Source organism: Azorhizophilus paspali, assembly GCF_043587585.2.
GTDB classification, from domain to species: domain Bacteria; phylum Pseudomonadota; class Gammaproteobacteria; order Pseudomonadales; family Pseudomonadaceae; genus Azotobacter; species Azotobacter paspali.
Genome location: NZ_CP171449.1, coordinates 2059260 through 2079580, shown reverse-complemented (window position 1 = coordinate 2079580; position 20321 = coordinate 2059260). Strand labels below are relative to the sequence as shown.

18 protein-coding genes and 1 pseudogene are annotated in these 20321 nt (G+C 64.8%); 14 read left to right on the top strand and 5 right to left on the bottom strand.

Annotation, left to right across the window (positions count from 1 at the left end; all coding sequences use genetic code 11):
• Positions 1-266: 266 nt before the first annotated feature.
• The 6 genes from hutH to ACGI6K_RS10115 all read left to right on the top strand — a co-directional run bounded on the left by hutH (position 267) and on the right by ACGI6K_RS10115 (position 8504).
• On the top strand, positions 267-1796 hold the full coding sequence (hutH, locus tag ACGI6K_RS10140) for a histidine ammonia-lyase (RefSeq protein ID WP_376945497.1): 1530 nt from the start codon (positions 267-269) through the stop codon (positions 1794-1796).
• Positions 1797-1811: 15 nt separating this feature from the next.
• On the top strand, positions 1812-3200 hold the full coding sequence (locus tag ACGI6K_RS10135; protein ID WP_376945499.1) for a formimidoylglutamate deiminase: 1389 nt from the start codon (positions 1812-1814) through the stop codon (positions 3198-3200).
• Positions 3201-3345: 145 nt separating this feature from the next.
• Positions 3346-3627 (top strand): alpha/beta fold hydrolase, encoded by a 282-nt coding sequence (locus tag ACGI6K_RS10130; RefSeq protein ID WP_376945501.1) that lies wholly within the window; start codon positions 3346-3348, stop codon positions 3625-3627.
• A gap of 577 nt (positions 3628-4204) precedes the next feature.
• The gene (gene ahpF / locus ACGI6K_RS10125) at positions 4205-5770 is read left to right on the top strand and encodes an alkyl hydroperoxide reductase subunit F (RefSeq protein WP_376945503.1); all 1566 of its coding nucleotides are present in this window, start codon (positions 4205-4207) and stop codon (positions 5768-5770) included.
• Between the two features lie 507 nt (positions 5771-6277).
• Positions 6278-7189, top strand: a complete 912-nt coding sequence (locus ACGI6K_RS10120) for an aldo/keto reductase (RefSeq protein ID WP_376945505.1) — start codon at positions 6278-6280, stop codon at positions 7187-7189.
• A 7-nt stretch (positions 7190-7196) separates the two neighbouring features.
• Entirely contained in the window at positions 7197-8504 is a 1308-nt protein-coding gene (locus ACGI6K_RS10115; RefSeq protein ID WP_376945507.1) for an NTP/NDP exchange transporter, read from the top strand.
• Positions 8505-8676: 172 nt separating this feature from the next.
• On the opposite strand, the gene ACGI6K_RS10110 is transcribed toward ACGI6K_RS10115, so the two are convergent.
• Positions 8677-9000, bottom strand: a complete 324-nt coding sequence (locus ACGI6K_RS10110; RefSeq protein WP_377969230.1) for a hypothetical protein — start codon at positions 8998-9000, stop codon at positions 8677-8679.
• Between the two features lie 71 nt (positions 9001-9071).
• Between ACGI6K_RS10110 and ACGI6K_RS10105 the strand changes: the two genes are divergently transcribed.
• Positions 9072-9350: a hypothetical protein gene (locus ACGI6K_RS10105; RefSeq protein WP_376945509.1), complete on the top strand. Its 279-nt coding sequence runs from the start codon at positions 9072-9074 to the stop codon at positions 9348-9350.
• A 6-nt stretch (positions 9351-9356) separates the two neighbouring features.
• Positions 9357-9584, top strand: a complete 228-nt coding sequence (locus ACGI6K_RS10100) for a hypothetical protein (RefSeq protein ID WP_376945511.1) — start codon at positions 9357-9359, stop codon at positions 9582-9584.
• 57 nt (positions 9585-9641) lie between these two features.
• On the opposite strand, the gene ACGI6K_RS10095 is transcribed toward ACGI6K_RS10100, so the two are convergent.
• The gene (locus tag ACGI6K_RS10095; protein ID WP_376945538.1) at positions 9642-10550 is read right to left on the bottom strand and encodes a LysR family transcriptional regulator; all 909 of its coding nucleotides are present in this window, start codon (positions 10548-10550) and stop codon (positions 9642-9644) included.
• Between the two features lie 108 nt (positions 10551-10658).
• Between ACGI6K_RS10095 and ACGI6K_RS10090 the strand changes: the two genes are divergently transcribed.
• Positions 10659-11549, top strand: coding sequence for an alpha/beta fold hydrolase (locus ACGI6K_RS10090; RefSeq protein ID WP_376945512.1), 891 nt, complete (start codon positions 10659-10661; stop codon positions 11547-11549).
• A 64-nt stretch (positions 11550-11613) separates the two neighbouring features.
• Here ACGI6K_RS10090 and ACGI6K_RS10085 read toward each other — a convergent pair whose 3' ends face one another.
• Together ACGI6K_RS10085 and ACGI6K_RS10080 are read right to left on the bottom strand one after the other, a co-directional pair.
• Positions 11614-11727, bottom strand: coding sequence for a helix-turn-helix domain-containing protein (locus tag ACGI6K_RS10085; protein ID WP_377968554.1), 114 nt, complete (start codon positions 11725-11727; stop codon positions 11614-11616).
• Positions 11728-12023: 296 nt separating this feature from the next.
• Positions 12024-13685, bottom strand: coding sequence for a cyclic peptide export ABC transporter (locus ACGI6K_RS10080; protein WP_376945516.1), 1662 nt, complete (start codon positions 13683-13685; stop codon positions 12024-12026).
• Between the two features lie 859 nt (positions 13686-14544).
• On the opposite strand from ACGI6K_RS10080, the pseudogene ACGI6K_RS10075 reads away from it, so the two are divergent.
• Positions 14545-14876: pseudogene (locus tag ACGI6K_RS10075) on the top strand (transposase); the annotation flags it as partial.
• A 180-nt stretch (positions 14877-15056) separates the two neighbouring features.
• Here ACGI6K_RS10075 and ACGI6K_RS10070 read toward each other — a convergent pair.
• Complete coding sequence (locus ACGI6K_RS10070; RefSeq protein ID WP_376945518.1) at positions 15057-15782, bottom strand: FadR/GntR family transcriptional regulator; 726 nt, start codon at positions 15780-15782, stop codon at positions 15057-15059.
• Between the two features lie 362 nt (positions 15783-16144).
• Here ACGI6K_RS10070 and ACGI6K_RS10065 point away from each other — a divergent pair, with 362 nt between their 5' ends.
• The 4 genes from ACGI6K_RS10065 (at position 16145) to ACGI6K_RS10050 (ending at position 20317) form a co-directional block, all read left to right on the top strand.
• Complete coding sequence (locus ACGI6K_RS10065; RefSeq protein WP_376945520.1) at positions 16145-17167, top strand: LacI family DNA-binding transcriptional regulator; 1023 nt, start codon at positions 16145-16147, stop codon at positions 17165-17167.
• Positions 17168-17236: 69 nt separating this feature from the next.
• Positions 17237-18019 (top strand): sugar phosphate isomerase/epimerase family protein, encoded by a 783-nt coding sequence (locus ACGI6K_RS10060; protein ID WP_376945522.1) that lies wholly within the window; start codon positions 17237-17239, stop codon positions 18017-18019.
• The gene (locus ACGI6K_RS10055) at positions 18012-18956 is read left to right on the top strand and encodes a sugar kinase (RefSeq protein ID WP_376945524.1); all 945 of its coding nucleotides are present in this window, start codon (positions 18012-18014) and stop codon (positions 18954-18956) included. The genes ACGI6K_RS10060 and ACGI6K_RS10055 overlap by 8 nt, the downstream gene beginning before the upstream one ends.
• 62 nt (positions 18957-19018) lie before the next feature.
• On the top strand, positions 19019-20317 hold the full coding sequence (locus tag ACGI6K_RS10050) for an MFS transporter (protein WP_376945526.1): 1299 nt from the start codon (positions 19019-19021) through the stop codon (positions 20315-20317).
• Positions 20318-20321: the final 4 nt, after the last annotated feature.

Sequence of the window (20321 nt, the reverse complement as noted above, 5' to 3'; positions counted from 1 at the left end):
GGCTTTTTCTTGTCCCCCCGCTTTTCCCGCCCTCCTCCGGCTATCCCTGGCTCGCGACGAACGCCTTCCCCTGCTCCGCCGGGCCATCGCCTGCCCCCTGTCAAGGCATGACCGTCAGTGCCCCGATCGCAAATTTCCGATTTTTGGAATAAAGGATAGGACGAGACAGGTTTTCCCCACTCCGACGCCGCCGATGCGGAGTATCTTCGACAAGGCCGGTGCTTTCTGCCTATCTATATAGGAAAGCTTTTTCGCAGGATGTCCCCATGCCTTCCGCCCTGCTTCTTCGCCCCGGCCAGCTCAGCTTGGACGACCTGCGTGCCATCCACTGGAATCAGCTCGAGATCGACCTCGACCCGGCCTGCCGGACCGGGGTCGAAGCCAGCGCCGGCAGCGTCGCGGCGATCCTCGCCAGCCAGCGCACCGTGTACGGTATCAACACCGGCTTCGGCCTGCTGGCGCGCACCTCGATCCCGGCCGAGTCGCTGACCACCCTGCAGCGCAACCTAGTGCTCTCCCACTGCACCGGTACCGGAGCGCTGCTGGACGACGCCAGCGTCGGGCTGATCCTGGCATTGAAGATTGCATCCCTGGCGCGCGGTCACTCGGGCGTCGGCTGGGCGCTGATCGAGGCGTTGCTGCAGCTCTACCGGGCCCGGGTCTATCCGTGCATTCCCTCCCAGGGCTCGGTGGGCGCCTCCGGCGACCTGGCGCCGCTGGCCCATCTGGCGGCGACGTTGCTCGGGGTCGGCCAGGTGCGCTACCGGGGCCAGTTGATGGAGGCTGGCGAAGGACTGGCCCTCGCCGGTCTCGAACCCCTGACGCTCGGGCCTAAGGAAGGCCTGGCGCTGCTCAACGGCACCCAGGTTTCCACCGCCCTGGCGCTGCGCGGGCTGTTCGCCGCGGAACGGCTGTTCGGCGCCGCGGTAGTCGCCGGCAGCCTGAGCACCGAGGCGTTGAAGGGTTCCTTCGTGCCCTTCGATACCCGTATCCAGGCAGTGCGCGGCCAGCCGGGACAGATCGTGGTGGCCACGTTCTACCGCGAACTACTCCACGACAGTGCCATCAACCGCTCCCATGCCCACTGCACACGGGTTCAGGACCCCTACTCGCTGCGCTGCCAGCCGCAGGTGATGGGCGCCTGCCTGGATCACCTGCGCTTCGCCGCTGGGGTGTTTTTGCGCGAGGCCAATGCGGTGTCGGACAACCCGCTGGTGTTCGCCGACGATGCCGAGGTGCTGTCCGGCGGCAACTTCCACGCCGAACCGGTGGCCATGGCCGCCGACGTGCTAGCCCTGGCTATCGCCGAGATCGGAGCCCTTTCCGAGCGGCGCATTGCCCTGCTGATCGACCCGGCGCTGTCCGGCCTGCCGGCCTTCCTAGTCAAAGAAGGCGGATTGAATTCCGGCTTCATGATCGCCCAGGTCACCGCGGCCTCTCTGGCCTCGGAGAACAAGAGCTTGGCCCATCCGGCCTCGGTGGACAGCCTGCCGACTTCGGCCGGCCAGGAGGATCACGTGTCCATGGCCACCTTCGCCGCTCGCCGCCTGCAGGACATGGCCGGCAACGCCGCGAGCGTGGTGGGCATCGAGCTATTGGCTGCCGCCCAGGGCATAGACTTCCACGCACCGCTATCCAGTTCGCCGCAACTGAACGAGGTCATGGCGTTGATCCGCAACCAGGTGGCGCACTACGAAGAGGACCGCTATTTCGCCCCGGACATCGCCACCGCGCGAGCCTGGGTCGAGGGCGGCGCCTTCGAGCGCTGGGTGTCCTGCACCCGCCTCCATCTCTGAGCACGGAGTTCTCTCATGACCACCGTCCTGTTCGCCGAACGGGCCCTGCTGGCGGGGGGCTGGGCACGCAATGTGCGCCTGCAGATCGATACCGCCGGACGGATCGAACGGATCGAGTCCGATGCCGGCTCCGCGGGAGCCGAGCGCCTGCACGGACCGCTCCTGCCCGGCATGCCGAACCTGCATTCGCACGCTTTCCAGCGCGCCATGGCCGGGCTCGCCGAGGTGGCCGGCGATTCCGCGGACAGCTTCTGGTCTTGGCGCGAACAGATGTACCGACTGGTCGCCCGGCTCCTTCCGGAACAACTGGAAACCATCGCCCGCCAGCTTTACATCGAGTTGCTCAAGGCCGGCTACAGCAGCGTCGCCGAGTTCCACTATCTGCACCATGACCTCCATGGCCACCCCTACGCCGAGCGCGCCGAGCTGTCGCTGCGACTCGCTCGCGCCGCCGGCGAGGCCGGTATCGGCTTGACCCTAGTGCCGGTGCTCTACAGCCATGCCAACTTCGGCGGCCAACCGCCGGGGGCCGCGCAGCGGCGTTTCGTCCTCGATGTGGACGGCTATCTCGGCCTCCTGGCACGCCTGCGCCCGGTGCTCAGGCGAAACGGACAGCACCTAGCGCAGGGTTTCCACTCCCTGCGTGCCGTCACCCCCGAACAGATCGCCCAAGTGCTGGAAGACTCGCCCATCGACGGCCCCATCCACCTGCACATCGCCGAACAGCAGAAGGAAGTCGACGACTGCCTGACCTGGAGCGGCCGCCGCCCCCTGCAATGGCTGTTCGAGTATTGCCCCGTGGACCGGCGCTGGTGCCTGGTGCATGCCACCCAGGCACAGCCGGAAGAACTCGCCCGCCTAGCCGCGAGCGGCGCGGTCGCCGGCCTGTGCCCCACGACCGAGGCCAATCTCGGCGACGGCCTGTTTCCGGCCGCCGACTACCTAGCCCATGGCGGGCGCTTCGGCATCGGCTCGGACAGCCAGGTGTCGGTCAACCCGCTCGAAGAGCTGCGCTGGCTGGAATACGGCCAGCGCCTGCGCGATCGTCGGCGCAATCGCCTTGCCCGGCTGGAGCGGCCGGCGGTCGGCGCCGTGCTCTACCAAGCGGCCCTGAGCGGTGGCGCCCAGGCTCTCGGACAGCCGATAGGCGCACTTGAAGTCGGCCGGCGCGCCGATCTGCTGGTACTGGACGGCGACGATCCCTATCTGGCGAACAGCGAGGGCGATCAGTTGCTCAACCGCTGGCTGTTCGCCGGCAGCGACCGCCAAGTGCGCGACCTGATGGTCGCCGGTCGCTGGGTGGTGCGCGAAGGCCGCCACGCGGACGAGGAGCGCAGCGCCCGTGCCTTCGCCAAGGTGCTGGCGACACTCTCGGCGACGCACTTCGCTTCGGCAGCCAGGTGATCCCCGCGCCGGCTTGCGAAACATCCTGCAATTCGTATTGGATGGTCCCGGACGCCTTGGCGATCACACGCCTGCCAGCGGGCTCGCCACTTCACTCGCCAAGGAACCGCCCTCTCATGTCGATACAGGAAGCGCAATATGCCACGTGGAGCTGTGGCGCGGCTTTCCGGCGCGCCTAAGCGCCAGCACCGGCAGAAGGGGCATCGCCTACGACCGGCTCGGCTTCGGCGGATCGGCGCCGCGCAGTGACCGGCCGACGGCGGACTTCATCGCCGAAGAGGCCGAACGCCACTTCCCGGAGGTTCGCGAAGGGCTCGGCATCGGGCGCTTCGTCGCCTTCGGCCACAGTGTCGGCGGCGGCATAGCCGTCAACTGCGCGAGCCGCTTCGCCGACGCCTGCGAGGCCCTGATCACCGAATCCGCCTAGGCCTTCGTCGAGGAGCGGACCATCGCCGGTCTCCTGCAAGCCAAAGCACTGTTCGGCCAGGAGGAACAGCTCGCCCGGCTCGACAAATACCACGGTGACAAAGCTCGCTGGGTGCTCACGCCTGGCTTTCGCCGGGCTTCCTCGCCTAGTCCCTGGCGTCCGTCCTGCCCGGAGTCGAATGCCCGCTGCTGGCCATTCACGGCCTCGACGATAAATACGGCTCGCCCCGGTACCCCGAACTCATCGCGCAATGGGCCAGCGGCCCCTCGCGCGCCGAGGTGCTGGCCGATACCCGCCATGCCCCGCACCGCGAACGGGAACAGGCTGTCCTGGATCTGGTCGCCGGCTTCCTGCATGCCGGACGCCGGGCCAGTTCCGGATGGCGAAAAGACGCGCGCCGACGGGACCGACGCACCGTCTCCAGACCCAAACGGAGTCTGGCCGCGCCACCATGGATAGAAAAATGAAATCGCCCTGACAAGTCCAATCGATTAGTCAAAACGCCCTGCGCATCGTAAGGTTGCATCCATCGAAGTTCTTCACCCACCTTATTCACCCCATCGAGGAGTCGAAATCCATGTTGGACGAGAGCCTTAAGACTCAACTGCAGGCTTACCTGGAACGTGTCACCCTGCCCTTCGAGATCGTTGCCAGCCTCGACGAGAGTGCCAAATCCCAGGAAATGCTCGGTCTGCTGCAGGACATCCAGGCGCTGAGCGACAAGATCACCCTGCGTACCGACGGCAAGGACGCGCGCGTCCCATCCTTCGCCCTGGAACGCCCGGGCGCGGACATTTCCCTGCGCTTCGCCGGCATCCCCATGGGCCATGAGTTCACCTCCCTGGTGCTGGCCCTGCTGCAGGTCGGCGGCTACCCACCCAAGGCCAGCGAGGAAACCATCGCCCAGGTCAAGGCGCTGGAAGGCGAATACCGCTTCGAAACCTACTTCTCGCTGTCCTGCCAGAACTGCCCGGACATCGTCCAGGCGCTGAACCTGATGGCGGTGCTCAACCCCAGGGTCAGCCATGTCGCCATCGACGGCGCGCTGTTCCAAGACGAAGTCGAGAAACGCCAGATCATGGCCGTGCCGACCATCTACCTGAACGGCGAACTGTTCGGCCAGGGCCGCATGGAGCTGGAACAGATCATCGCCAAGCTCGATACCGGCGCCAGCGCCCGCGAAGCGGAGAAGCTCAACGCCAAGGAAGCCTTCGACGTGCTGGTCATCGGCGGCGGCCCGGCTGGCGCCTCGGCGGCCATCTACGCGGCGCGCAAGGGCATTCGCACCGGCGTGGCGGCCGAGCGCTTCGGTGGCCAAGTGCTAGATACGATGGCCATCGAAAACTTCATCTCCGTGCCGGAGACCGAAGGCCCGAAGCTCGCCCGCGCCCTGGAAGAGCACGTCCGTCAGTACGAGGTCGACATCATGAACCTGCAGCGCGCGGTCAAGCTGGTGCCGGCCGCCGCCAAGGGCGGCCTGCACGAGGTGCGCTTTGAGTCCGGCGCCTCGCTCAAGGCCAGGACCGTGATCCTAGCCACCGGCGCCCGCTACCGCGCCCTCGGTGTGCCCGGCGAGCAGGAATACCGTGCCAAGGGCGTAGCCTACTGCCCGCACTGCGACGGCCCGCTGTTCAAGGGCAAGCGCGTGGCGGTGATCGGCGGTGGCAACTCCGGTGTCGAGGCGGCCATCGACTTGGCCGGCATCGTCGCCCATGTCACCCTGCTGACCCATGGCGAGGCGCTGCGCGCCGACGCGGTGCTGCAACGCAAGCTGCACAGCTTGCCGAACATCACCGTGCTGCTCAACGCGCAGATCGCCGAAGTGCTCGGCGACGGCCAGAAGGTCAACGGCCTGGTCTACAAGGACCGCCTCGGCGGTGAAGCGCACCGTATCGAACTGGAAGGCGTGTTCGTGCAGATCGGCCTGCTGCCGAACAGCGAGTGGCTGAAGGGCTCCGTCGAACTCACCGAGCGCGGCGAGATCATCACCGATGCCCACGGCGCCACCACGGTTCCCGGCGTATTCGCCGCCGGCGATGCCACCACAGTGCCCTACAAGCAGATCGTCATCGCCGTGGGCGAAGGTGCCAAGGCTTCGCTGGGCGCCTTCGACCACCTGATCCGCAGTTCAGCTCCGGCCTGATGACCGGCCTCCGGGCAATCGGCAAAACGAAAAACCGCCGGCCGCGAGGCCAGCGGTTTTTTCATTCATCGACTGCTGCTCATTGCCGACGCCGGCAGTTCGTGGGCGCGGAAATCGCTACGCCGAAAATCAGAGCATTTCCAGCACGATTCCCGCTCACCTCTCGTAGCGAACGGCATGCACGGATTTCTCCCCCTCTCCCATGGCCGCGAGAGGGGCCAGGCGGGGCAATCGCATGAAGTGCTCATCTAATATCGGATTGGTAAAGGTTATATGTCTTTACCAGTCCGGTATGGGCAGGCATTTCATGCAATTGTCCTGAAAGACCGGGGAGAGGGAGATGAAAGCCTGCTGATCGGGTATTGCATGGAAACGCTAGCCGAATCGGACTCTTCCCACCGGAAGCAATAATCCATCAATTATCCGATCAATCATCATCAATTATGAATTAATGATAATCGATCTAGACTAGACGGGTCACAGCAACCACACAAAGGAAGTGCGCCAATGCCGTCCCGTCGTCGTCTCCTCTTTGCTCTCGCCCTCTCCACTGTAAGCCTGGCCCTGGCCCAGCCGATCCGCCTCGCTCGCGCCGCCGATGCCATCACTGTCCTGCAATCCCGCCCCATCCCCTCGACCGGCGAGCTTCTGCCAGTGATCGGCATGGGCAGCCCCGGCAGTTTCGATGTCGGCACGAGCCCCGCCGAGCTCGATCCGTTGCGCGAAGTGCTCAGGCGCTTCTTCGCGGCGGGCGCCAGCCTGATCGATACCGCGCCCGGTTACGGCCGCGCCGAGGCGGTCATCGGCGAGCTGCTGGCCGAAATGAACCCGCGGCAAAAGGCTTTTCTGGCCACCAAGATCGGTACCGTGGGCCGCGAAGCCGGGCTGGCCCAGTTCCGCCGCTCGCTGGAATTGCTGAAGACCGACAAGGTCGAGTTCCTGCAAGTGCACAGCCTGCAGGACTGGAAGACACAGATCGCGCTGATCGGCGAATTAAAGGCACAGGGCAAGACCCGCTACACGGGCCTCACCCACTGGCCGGACAGCGGCCACGACGAGCTGGCCGAAGTGGTCCGTGCGGTGCGTCCGGACTTCCTGCAGGTCAACTATTCGGTGATTTCGCGCAGCGACGAAGTCAAGGTGTTTCCGCTGGCCCGGGAGCTGGGCGTGGCGGTTCTGGTCAACCGCGCTTTCGACGACGGGCGGCTGTTCTCCAGGGTCATGGACAAGGCCCTGCCGAGCTGGGCGGTGGAAGCCGGCATCGACTCGTGGGCGCAGGCCTTTCTCAGGTTTGCGTTGAGCCATCCGGCGGTCACCGCGGTCATCCCGGCGGATCGGCAGAGCGACAACCTCAAGGCGGGCAGCGGTCCGGCTCTGACGGAAGCGCAGCGGCAATCCCTGGTCGAACTGCTAGCCTGAAGCCGAAATGAACGCAGCCTCTCCCCGACTGGCCGGCCTGTTCAATCTAGAACCGAACGAAGCGCCGGCCGTACTGGCCGGCCTGCTGATGTTCTTCCTGCTGTTCGCGGGCTATTTCATGCTGCGCCCGGTGCGCGAAACCATGGGCGTGGCCGGCGGCGTGGACAACCTGCAATGGCTGTTCACCGGCACCTTCGTCGCCACGCTGGTGGCGCTGCCGCTGTTCGGCTGGCTGGCCTCGAAGGTATCGCGCCGCCGCATTCTGCCGTGGGTCTACGGCTTCTTCGTACTCAACCTGCTCGGCTTCGCGATCGCCCTGCTGACCTGGCCGAACAGCGTATGGGCCGGACGTGTGTTCTACATCTGGCTGTCGGTGTTCAACCTGCTGACGATCTCGCTGGCCTGGAGCGTACTGGCCGACGTATTCGCCAGCGGCGAGGCGAAGCGCCTGTTCGCGCTGATCGCCGGCGGAGCCAGCATCGGCGGCCTGGTCGGGCCGATCCTCGGCACCGTATTGGTCGAACCGATCGGGCATGCCGGCCTGCTGATCCTGGCCGCGATCATGCTGGCCGCCAGCGCGCAGGCAGCGGTCTGGCTGCATCGCTGGCGCGACCGCAACCCGCCGCCCGCGGACAGTCTCTCCGGCCACGAGCCACGCGGCCGGCCACTGGGCGGCAACCCGTTCGCGGGCGCCACGGCGGTGTTCGCTTCCCCCTACCTGATCGGCATCGCGGTATTCGTGCTGCTGCTGGCAACCGTGAGCACCTTCCTGTACTTCGAACAGGCGCGGATGATGGCCGAGCATTTTCCGGACCGCGCCCGCCAGACCCAGGTGTTCGGCCTGATCGACAGCGTCGTGCAGGCCCTGGCTATCCTGACCCAGGTGTTTTTCACCGGCCGCATCGCGCAGAAGCTGGGCGTCGGCGTTCTGCTCGTGGCCGTGCCGCTGGCGGTGGCCGCCGGCTTCCTATGGCTGGCCCTCGCTCCGGAGTTCGCGGTGTTCGTGATCGTGATGGTGGCGCGGCGGGCGGGCGAATACGCCCTGGTGCGTCCAGGCCGGGAAATGCTCTACACCGTCGTGCCGGTCGAGCAGAAATACAAGGCGAAGAACTTCATCGACACCGTAGTGTACCGGGGCGGTGATGCGCTCAGCGGCTGGATCAAGCGCGGCCTCGACTTGGTAGCCGAGCATCCCGCCCTGGCGATGTTCACCGGCATGTTCATCGCGCTCGGTTGGGGCTTGATAGGCGCCGGCTTGGGCCGTGCCCAGCACAGACGCGAAACGCACGCTCGGCAGCCCGACGCCGCTCCCTAGCTCCTCCACGTAGCGGCCCGCCGGGTCGGCCACGATCTCGTGCAGCTGAGTCGACAGCGGGACGCTGGCCAGTCGCTTGCCCTGCGCCGGAGCGTCAAGCCGATCGCCATGCAGTGTCCATGCCACCAGCGGGCAGGGCTTCTCCAAGCGGCGCGAAGGAATCATCCTTCTCTCAGTGCGGCATCTGCGCTAGGCGTTCGGCAAGGAATTCGATCAGCTTGCAGACCTTGAGGGAACCGCGCTGGGTAGTGGGATAGACCGCGCGGAACGAGAAAGTACCCACCGCATATCGGCGCCCCGCCAGCAGCTCCTTGCCGGCGACCAGGCTCGGCAGGCACACGACCCCCACCCCACCCAAGGCGAAATCGCGCAGCAGATGGACGGAGCTGGAACGCACCTGGTCGGGAAGATTGATTTCCAGCCGCTCGTTGCCACGACAGAAAACGAACTGATAGCGACTCGGATAACCGTCGTACAGGCCGGTCGTATGCCGCAGCAGGTCACCGGGATGACAGGGCGCAACGTGATTATGCAGATAGCCGGGCGACGCGCAGACAGGGCACCCAGGTGAACCGTGGCCTGGAGCTGAGCGCCAACGGCGAGATCCTCCCCAGCCTGTCCATCTATGGCGGCGCCACCTGGCTCGACCCCAGGCTGCGCGATACGGCGCGGGAAGACACCAGCGACAAACGCATCGTCAGCGTGCCCACGATCCAGGCCAATTTCCAGGACAACGTCGCCAGGGTGCGGCGCGCGCTGGAAGGGGTGCCGGCGGAAAAACGCCGGCGCCTCTACCACTGCATGGGCGATCCGCTCAGCACTTCCGGGCGTTCCTCGCTGAACTAGGACTGGATGGATCTCGGCGGTGCCATCAATGTCGCCGAACACTGGCCGCGATCTCGCCCCCTGCTGCGCGGCAAGCCCGTCCTCGACGCGACCAACCCCTACCGCTGGCGCGACGGCGAAGCGGCGGACCTTGCCGAATGGCAAGGCGCGGACCTGTTCCAGCCGAGTATACCGTTATTCCGGCAGATGATGAGCGCCGAACGGTTGCGCAGCCGCCTGGACGAACAGCGCTGACAGGCAGCGGCTCCGACCGCGACGAAAACCGCTCACGGCCCGATGGCCGCATAGCGCTCAACCGCCGTGGTGGAGCTGCGCCGCCATGAACCTGCTGCGCTGCCCCATGTGCCGCACCGCTTCGATCAGGGCACGCGCGGCCGGATTCGTCCGCGGCGAAAAAGCGTAGAAGCAGGCGGCCGGCAACACGGGCAAACGCTCCTCCTCCCCCAGTTCGCGCAAACCTTCGCGCAACTGGCTGCGGGCGACGACCGTCACCGCGAAACCGGCCAGCGCCGCGGACAGGCAGCCGGCCATGCTGCTACTCTCGAAGACCACACGCCAAGGACGGCCCACGCTGCCGAGAGCGGCAAGGGCCGCCTCGCGGTAGATGCAGGGCTCCGGGAACACGGCTAGCGGCAGCGCTTCGGTGAAGTCCGCCGCGCACGCCGAGGCGTAGGCCCAGGCCAATGGCTCCCGCCACAACAATTCGCCCTCGTCGTTCGTCCGGCTGCAGCGCTTGCCGAAAACCACATCTAGATGGCCCCGCTCCTGCTGGCGCAACAGGTCGACGGTGATACCGACCTTCAATTCGATCGACGCCTGCGGATGCCAGCGACGGAAGCCTTGCAGCACCTGGGGTAGCCAGGTGCCCGCGAAATCCTCGGAGGCACCGACACGCAGCCGGCCCTGGATCGTCGAGCCGCGCAGCCTGGCCCGCGCCTCGCGCTCCAGATCCACGATGTTGCGGGCATAGGCGTACAAGGTTTCTCCGGCCTGGGTCAGCTCCAGGCGTCGCGTGGTGCGCGCCAGCAAGGTGCCGCCGGCGGCCAGCTCCAGGCGCTTGATATGGCCGCTGACCGTGGACGGCGTGAGCGCCAGACGCTCCGCCGCCAGGGCGAAGCCACCACTGTCGACCACCTCCAGGAAGGTACGCAGCAGCACGATATCGAGCGTTGGAGAACTCGTACCCGCAATCTTGTCCATGGCGCCCAATTCAACGAGATAATTCAATAATAGGCGGAGATTATTCATCAATCGCGTTTTTCCATCCACTTAACATCATGGCGAACCATGTCCGTCCGGAGAATCGCGATGACCGAATACGCCTTCGTCACTACCCCACAGCTCGAAATCGCCTATCGGCAATGGAACCCGCATGGAATCCGCACGGCCGTGCTGCTGCACGGCTGGCCGGACAGCCCGGCCTGCTGGAATGCGGTGGCGCCCGCGCTGGCCGATGCCGGTTACCGGGTGCTGGCCCCCGCGCTGCGGGGCTTCGCGCCGACACGCTTTCGCGATGCAGCGACGCCGCGTAGCGGGCAACTGGCGGCGCTGGGCCGCGACCTGCTGGATTTTATCGACGCGCTTGACTTGCGCCGCCCCGTGCTGGTCGGACACGACTGGGGTGCGCGGGCCGCCGCGAATGCCTGCGGATTGCGGGAGCGGGTCGCCTCGCACCTGGTGATGCTGTCGGTGGGCTATGGCACCAACGATCCGAACCAGTCCATTTCGCTGCAACAGGCACGCAACTACTGGTATCACTGGTTCATGGCCACGCCGCGTGGGGAAAGGACGGTGCGGGAAGAGCGCCGGGCCTTCGCGCGCCGGATGTGGGATACCTGGTCGCCCGCAGGCTGGTACAACGAAGCCGATTTCGACCAGGCCGCACAGGCCTTCGATGGGCCCGACTGGGCGGACGTCGTGCTGCACTCCTATCGCCATCGCTGGGGATTCGTCGGGGGAGACGCGCGCTTCGCCGCAGACGAGAAGCGCCTGAATCCCGCCCCGCTGCTGTCCATCCCAACCCTGGCGATCCACGGCACCGCGGACACCTGCAACGATCCCGAAAGTTCCAGCGGGCGCGAGCGCTTTTTCAGCGCTCGCTACGAACGCCTGCTGCTCGATGGAATCGGGCATTTCCCGCAGCGCGAGTCGCCCTCGCGGGTGAGCGATGCCATCGTGCGATTCTGCTCCACGGAGTGAGTAAACGGAGCCCGGCCGCATCCCGCTGCGGAAACCGCGAACGGAACAGCCGGGAAGCCAGCGCTCAGATCTTCTGCATGCAAATATTCAGGGTTTGAATCCGGTAGGCGACCTGCCTGGGCGTCATCCCCAGCAGGCGGGCCGCGTTCACCTTGACCCATCCTGCAGGCGGCCGCATCACTGTCGATCTGGCTGGCGGTGATGGCCGCCGGGCGTTTGCTCGCCTATGTCTGAAGCGACCGCCGCAGAACGGTCGCCCCCGCCTCCGCCGGGACGCGGGTCCGGGGCGCATCGGGACAGGCGCCGCTCCGGTGGACGCGCGGACACCTTCCAGACGCAGCGTAGCCGAAGCCACGCCCAGGGCAGAGAGCGGCATAGCACCGTCCCCAAGCGGATCGCCGGCAGATGGCGGCCAGCCGGGCTCCCCGCAGGATGGGCGGCACGGCTGCATTGCCGTCTCGTGTCGGCTGCACTTTATGACGGAAGGCTGGATTCGAGCGACCGCGGCTCCGCCAGGGCATGCCGATCCGGCTTCTCGATCGCTACCACCTGGCCGTTCTCCATGCGGATCACCCGGTCGGCGAGATGGAAGTAGCGGTCGTCATGGGAAATCACCAGCACGGCCTTGCCCATGGCCTTCAATTCGGGAAGCAGTTCGCAGTAGAACACCTCCTTGAACAGCGGATCCTGATCGGCCGCCCACTCGTCGAAGACCAGGAAGGGACGGTCCTCGAGGTAGGCCACGACCAGCGCCAGGCGCTTACGCTGGCCCTGCGAGAGCGCGCGCGTGGTGAAAGCGCCGTCGCGTACCTGCACCTTGTGCTGCAGATGGAGCTTGGCGAGCAGGACGTTGCCCCGGGCATCCAGGTCGGCCGAGGGCACATCCAGCAGGCGGTCGAACAGGTGAAAGTCCGAGAAGATAGCCGAAAAGAGCTGGCGGTAACCGTCGAGGCCCGCCTCCTCCACCGCCTCGCCGTCGACTCGGATCGCCCCCTCCTCCGGCCGGTAAAGGCCCACCAGCAGCTTGGCCAGGGTAGTCTTGCCACTGCCGTTGCCGCCCACTAGGAAACTGATCTGCCCAGGGGAGAAATCCAGGTCGACCGGCCCCAGGGTGAACATTTCGTCGGCCACCTCGTGGTAGTAACGATGGCTCGCGCCTTCCAGGCTCAGGCTCGCGAAGGCGGCCGGCAGCCGCGTCGTCGCCTCGTCTCCGCTCGGCTGCAGCTCCTGGGTGATCTCGTCGATGCGCTGCGCCGAAACCTTCGCCAGGTTGGCCCGCGGCAGGACGAGCAGCAGGTTCTCCAGCGGCGACACCATGAAGACGAAGACCAGCGCGAAACCGGTCATGATCCGCTCCCGTTCGGGCACCTCCCCCACCAGCACGAACAGCACCAGGCCGATGAAGGCATAGATCAGGAAATTGCCCCACGCCGACAAGGCGAGAAAGATCGACGAGCCGCGCGTACGCTCGCGGCGCACCTCCTCGATCGACGCGCCCAGCACATCCCTAGCAAAGCGTTCCCGCTTGGAGGCGTGCAGGCGCAGTTCCTTGGCCCCGTCCACCAGCGCCCGGAAATGGCCGAACAGCCGGTCCTGCTCGCGGGAAGCGGCATCCAGATGACGGATCGCCCACAGGTGCGCCAAGTGATAGCCCAGCGAGCCTAGGCCGATGACCACGGCGGCTATGAAGAATACCGACCAGGACAGCCAGGCCATGTAAACCAGGCAGCCGACGACGACGATGCCATTGACCAGAATGGCCGGAAAGCCGACGAAGAAGTCGGCCACCCTGGCGCAGTGCTCGGACAGAGCCGACAGCACCCGCGGCCCGCCGATCTCCTCCAGCCGGCGGAAATCGGTGGCCATCACCCGCGCGGAAACGAAGCGCCGCAGTTCGGCGTGCGCATACTGGCCAAGGCACTCGAACAATACCGAGGAAAGCATGCGGCTGAGCATCGCCAGCAGCGCGATGGCGGCAAACCCCCAAGCCAGGGCCGTGCGCTCCGCCGGGTCGCTCGCGACCAGAGCGGCGTTGATCCGGGTGAGCAGCAGCACGCTACACACCCCGGCAGCGACGCTCGCCAGGATGGCGGCGGTCAGCAGGTGGCGGGACTGTCTGATCAGATGGGCAAGCACGGATGGACACCTCGGTCGGGGCATGTGGAAAGGCTCTATCCGATCAAGACGAATCCCCCGCCGATCCGTTTAGGGAAATATCCCCGCTCGTTCGGGCACACCGCTGGCCCCTCCACCTTCAGCGTGCCGACGCCAATCGCATCAGGCATCGGAACGCTACCGCTGCCGGGACGCTGCCTTGCAGGCCGACCAGGCGAGCCGGCAGGCAGGAATGCACCTAAATCGGATTCCGCGCCATTCGTCAATCGACCATGAAAGGCACGGAAGCGAAGCCCATCGACTCCGCAGTGCATACGAAATCAGCAACCGAAGTTTTTCGGATGAAACACGACCGCAAAACAAGGCAAGTCTGGAAAGGGTTGCTTAAATATTGGCTCGAACCATTAGAAGACTCGACCAGCCTTTTATGAAAACAGATCGACTAAGACTCATAAACCCGGATGGCAGCCTGTCACGTATCATACAGCTACGCGAGGTCGCGCAACTCCTGAACTGCAAGGAGGCATCTGTCCGCTATTTATTGTACAAAGGTCGCCTCCCGCGGCCGGCAGCGGTCATAGGCAAGACGATGCTGTGGCCACGCGACCAGATCGAAGCGCTCGCGGCCGAATGGACGGCCACCAGACCCGACAGAGATACCGGTGGAACGCTCAAGGACTTCCCGGCCGAAACAAGCACCAAAGCAGACAGGGTTCGCATTCCCAAGATAGCCTGCCGTAGCAGGCATGCCGTTTAAATATGAGAGACGACGGTCATCGAATCTTTTATTCCGGGAATAAGTATTCGATATCTGACCTGCTCCCCGATTCCAGTACCACGCTGAACCTAGTAGAGTCCGTCTGCCGAGCAGGAAACGGCAGTGAAAAAGCGTTTTACCGAAGAGCAGATTCTCGACTTTCTCAAGCAGGCCGAGGCCGTTGTGCCGGTGAAGGAGCTGTGTCGGCGCACGGCTTCAGTGATGCCTCGTGCTACACGTGGCGGGCCAAGTTTGGTGGCATGAACGTGCCAAATGCCAAACGGCTGAAAGATCTCGAACTGGAAAACAGCCGGCTGAAGAAGCTGCTCGCCGAAGCTCACCTCGATATCGAGGCGCTTAAGGTAGTCGCTCGGGGAAAAGGGTAAGCCCGGCGGGAGGCGGTGCAGGAGAGGCAGGCGCGAACCGGTATCTCCGAGCGCCGCGCCTGTCAGTTGTCATGCACCAGGGTTCCATCGCGCATCACGGCCTGATGCACGGTCAGACAAATATAGGAACAAGATCAAACGCTATATCGTTCTTCGTGGATACTTCGATAATCAGGTTGTCAGATAAATAAAACCAATAAACACTTCTCGCAAAAATTCAGTTCATCGGACTAAACGGATACGAACGAATCAATCCTGCGAGCGATGATAAACGCTATTGGGCAACACCATCCCCAAACGCCCGGCCGAAGCCTGCAAATGCCGCTCGGCACATTTCGCCGCCGTCTCCGGGTCACCCAGGGCGATCGCTGCAAACAATTCACGATGTTCGTTGTGAGCATCCATGGAGCTGCCGCGCAAAGCAGCGGAATTCTCCCAGGTGGTGCGCCTGGCCGCGGTGAGCTGGCTGCTCAGGAAATCATGAAAAGCCAGGAAATATTCATTCCCGCAGGCCGCGGCTACGGCTCGGTGAAACTCCACGTCGGCCACCGCAAAAAGGTCGAAATCCGAAGCGTTGGCGGCCATCACTTCGAGCGCTTTTTCCATTCTCCGCAGATCGGCCGAATTGCGTCGGCTGGCCGCGATGCTGGCGGCCTGCGCCTCGATCCACAGGCGCATTTCGAAAAGCTGCGCCAAATCGAGCGTATGGCCGTTCTTGCTGGGGAGTCGGAATACCGTGCCCGTTGGGGTCTTGGAAATATAGGAACCAAATCCTCGGCGACTGATCAGTACCCCGTCCGCCTTGAGTTGAGAAATCGCCTCCCGGATCACCGATCGGCTGACATTCAACTGCTCGGCCAATTGATGCTCGGTGGGTAATCGCGATTCGGCGGGCAGACGTCCAGAGGCGATTTCCTCGCGTATGGAGTTCACTACCCGCTGGACCAACGTATCGGGGCGTTCGAGTTCTAGCATGGAATTCAATGATCAGGTTGTCTGACATTATTAATGCAGGTTCTTTTGACAGGAGTCAAGAAAAAATATGGATAACCCGTTCCTCGCACTGACCGCGACAGCCAGGGAAGGCGGGAAACGATGGAAATTACCCTTGCAGCCGAGGCCACGGCGATGGGCAGCACTCCCGCAGCCCGGATAACCTTCCCGGCATGGCCCGGACAATGGGCCACGTCTACACATCTAGGGCAACGAGCCAGCCACGCTCGACTTTCGGCGGCGATCCATCCTCCTTGACGGGGTCCACTTTTTGAGCTTTACTGAAACCGGTTTCAAGCAATGAACACCGACGAGTAATACCAAGAACAAGAGGTTCCAGGCTCGTGAATGGTCCGTCCCTGCCCACCCGCAGCCGCGTCACCATCAGTGAGGTGGCCGAAGCCGCCGGCGTCTCCAAGGCTACGGTGTCACGCTATATCGGCAGCGACCGTCAATTGCTCGCCGAGGCTACCGCCCTGCGCATCGAGCAGGCCATCGAACGGCTCGACTATCGCCCCAACCAGATGGCCCGCGGCCTGAAACGCGGCCGTACCCGGCTGATCGGCATGATCGTCGCCGATATCCTCAATCCCTATTCTGTGGCCGTGATGCGTGGCGTGGAAACCGCTTGCCGCCAGCACGGCTACACCCTGGTGGTGTGCAACACGGACCGCAGCACCGAACAGGAAAGCCAGCATCTGGCGGCCCTGCGCTCGTACAACGTCGAAGGACTGATCGTAAATACCCTCGGCCACCACGCCGGCGAGTTGCTGTCCCTGCACAGCGAACTGCCGATGGTACTGGTGGACCGCAAGGTCGAGGCGTTGCAGGCCGACCTAGTCGGCCTGGACAATCGCGACGCGGTGCGGCAGGCCCTGGATCATCTGCAGCAGCGCGGCTACCGCGACCTGCTGCTGGTCAGCGAACCCCTGGACGGCACCAGCTCGCGCCAGGAGCGCGTCGCGGCTTTCGAGGCCGGGATCGCCCGGAGTCCTTTGCTGCAGGGTCGGGTACTGCAGACCGACGGGGCCTTCTGCGAATCGCTGTGGGATTTTCTCGTCGCTTCAGGAGCGGGACCCAAGGCACTGTTCGCCGCCAACGGCATTGCTGCCTTGAGCGCCACCCGGCAACTGCGCGAATTCGGTTACCGGTTGTTCGAGGAGATTGGTCTGATCGCTCTCGACGACCTCGACTGGTATCCCCTAGTGGGCAGCGGCATCACCGCCCTCGCCCAACCGACCGAACAGATAGGCGTGACTGCCTTCGAGTGCCTGCTCGATCGTCTGGGAGGAGCCAGAGGACCGGCCCGCCACTTCGATTTCAAAGCACAACTGATCGTCCGAGGCTCTACCCACCCACGTGGCTGACAGCCTGCCGGCTGCCTGCCGGCAGGTTGTTTGGTCGAAAATGAAACCGGTTTCAGAGGAATAACTATAATGCCCCTGCACCCCGTCTCCGTGAGTCTTTCCAGCTATGGTGCCAGTCTGGTGCGCGAACGCGGCCAGGCCAGTTTCCTGCCGCTGCTGGCCCAGGCCGGCGCCGCCCGCGCCGAACTGCGCGAGGAACTGTTCGACGCCCCGCCGGACCCGAAGGCCTTGTCCGCCGCCGTCCGCAGCTTGAAGCTCGACTGCCTGTATTCCGCCCCGCTCGAACTGTGGACCGAGCAAGGCCAGCTCAGCGCCGCCCTGGGTCCGACCCTGGAGCGCGCCAGCGCCTGCGGCGCACACTGGCTGAAGGTCTCGCTCGGCTATTACCGCGCCGGTTACGACCTGAACGAGCTGGCACGGCAACTTGCGGGCCAGTCCGTGCAGTTGCTGGTGGAAAACGACCAGACCGCCCAGGGTGGCCGCATCAATGCCTTGCTGGCGTTCTTCACCGAGGCCGAAACGCGGAATCTCGATATCGGCATGACCTTCGACATCGGCAACTGGCTCTGGCAGATACAGCCGGTCGACGAGGCCGCCCAGTGCCTCGGCCGTCACGTACGCTACGTGCACTGCAAGGCGGTCCGGCACAGCGTCGACGGCCGGCTGGTAGCCCTGCCGCCCGACGAAATCGACCTGCAGCAATGGCTGCGCCTGTTCCGCCAGTTCCCGGTGGGCGTGCCGCGCGCCATCGAATACCCCTTGCAGGGCGACGACCTGCTGGCCGTCACCCGGCAGCACATCGAAACCCTCGCCCGCCTCGGCCAGATGCAGGAGGAGCGCCAGCATGCATGAAGTCGACGTGCTCTGTTTTGGCGAAACCATGGCCATGTTCGTGGCCGAGGACAGCGGCGATCTAGCCCGGGTGGAACGCTTCGGCAAGCGCATCGCCGGCGCCGACAGCAACGTGGCCATCGGCCTGTCGCGGCTGGGCTTCAAAGTCAACTGGCTGAGTAGGGTCGGCGACGACTCGCTAGGCCGCTTCGTGCTCGACAGCCTGATCCGCGAAGGCCTCGACTGCCGTCATGTACGGATCGACCCGGCGCATCCCACCGGCTTCCAACTCAAGTCCCGGGAAACCGACGGCAGGGACCCGAAGGTCGAGTATTTCCGGCGCGGCTCGGCGGCCAGCCACCTGTCGATCGCCGACCTGGTGCCCGATCTGCTCAAGGCCCGCCACCTGCACGCTACCGGCATTCCGCCGGCGCTCTCGGAAAGCTGCCGCATGCTGTCCCGCGAACTGATGGAGTGCATGCGCAGTGCTGGACGCAGCCTGTCCTTCGACCCCAACCTGCGACCCTCGCTGTGGCCGAGCCAGGCCCGGATGATCGCCGAGATCAACGAGTTGGCCGCCATCGCCCACTGGGTGCTGCCGGGCATCGAGGAAGGCCGCCTGCTGACCGGCTACCAGAGCCCCGCCGACATCGCCGCCTTCTATCTGGAACGCGGCGCCGAGGCGGTGGTGATCAAGCTCGGTCCCGAAGGAGCCTACTACCGCACCGCCGACAGCGAAGGGCACATCGATGGTGTGCCGGTCGCCCAGGTGGTGGACACCGTCGGCGCCGGCGACGCTTTCGCCGTCGGCGTGATCAGCGCCCTGCTCGAAGGGCGCAGCCTTGCGCAGGCCCTCAAGCGCGGCAACGCCTTCGGCAGCCGCGCTGTGCAATGCATCGGTGACATGGAGGGCCTACCCCGTCGCCACGAACTGTCGGAGGAAACCCTGAACTTCTGACGAATAATCGCCGATCCCGACGGCACCTGCTGCCACAAAAACAACAAGCTCAGGAGACATCCATGCAAAATCCGCGTCCTGCCAGCCGCCGCTGGTGGTATCTCATTCCGATCATCTTCATCACCTACAGCCTGGCCTACGTGGACCGTGCCAACTACGGCTTCGCCGCCGCCTCCGGCATGGCCGCCGACCTGAACATCACCCCCGGCCTGTCGTCGCTGTTGGGTGCGCTGTTCTTCCTCGGCTACTTCTTCTTCCAGGTGCCCGGCGCCATCTACGCCGAACGGCGCAGCGTGAAGAAGCTGATCTTCGTCAGCCTGATCCTCTGGGGCAGTCTAGCGACTCTCAGCGGCGTCATCCCCAACGTCTACCTGCTGATCGCCATCCGCTTCCTGCTCGGCGTGGTCGAGGCCGCGGTGATGCCGGCAATGCTAATCTATCTCTGCCACTGGTTCACCCGGGCGGAGCGCTCGCGGGCCAATACCTTCCTGATCCTCGGCAATCCGGTGACCATCCTCTGGATGTCGGTGGTGTCCGGTTACTTGATCGAACACTTCGACTGGCGCTGGATGTTCATCATTGAAGGCCTGCCGGCAGTGCTCTGGGCCTTCGTCTGGTGGCGCCTGGCGGATGACCGGCCAGCCGATGCCAAATGGCTCGACGCCCAGGAGAAGGAGGAACTGCAGCAGGCGCTAACCGCCGAGCAGCAGGGCCTGAAGCCAGTGAAGAACTACCGCGAGGCATTCCGTTCGCCCAAGGTGATCCTGCTCTCGGTGCAGTACTTCTGCTGGAGCATCGGCGTCTACGGCTTGGTCCTCTGGCTACCGTCGATCATCAAGGACACCGCCCAACTGGACATCGTCCAAGCCGGCTGGCTGTCGTCGCTGCCCTACCTAGCCGCGGTGATCGGCATGCTCGGTGTGTCCTGGGCCTCGGACCGCTTCCAGCAGCGCAAGCGCTTCGTCTGGCCACCGTTGCTGATCGCCTCGCTAGCCTTCTACGGCTCCTACGCCCTAGCCGGCGAGCACTTCTGGCTGTCCTACGCCTTGCTGGTGTTGGCCGGCGGCTGCATGTACGCCCCCTACGGGCCGTTCTTCGCCATCGTTCCGGAAGTGCTGCCGGCCAACGTCGCCGGCGGCGCCATGGCGCTGATCAACAGTATGGGCGCGCTCGGCTCGTTCGCCGGCTCTTGGCTGGTCGGCTACCTGAACGGCGCCACCGGCAATCCCGGTGCTTCCTTCCTGCTGATGAGCGGCGCGCTGCTGATCGCCGTACTGCTGACCCTGCTGCTCGACCCCACCAGCGGCGCCCGCCCGGCGCCGCTGTCTGGCCACCAATTTCGGCCGGCGACCAATTCCTAAGGAA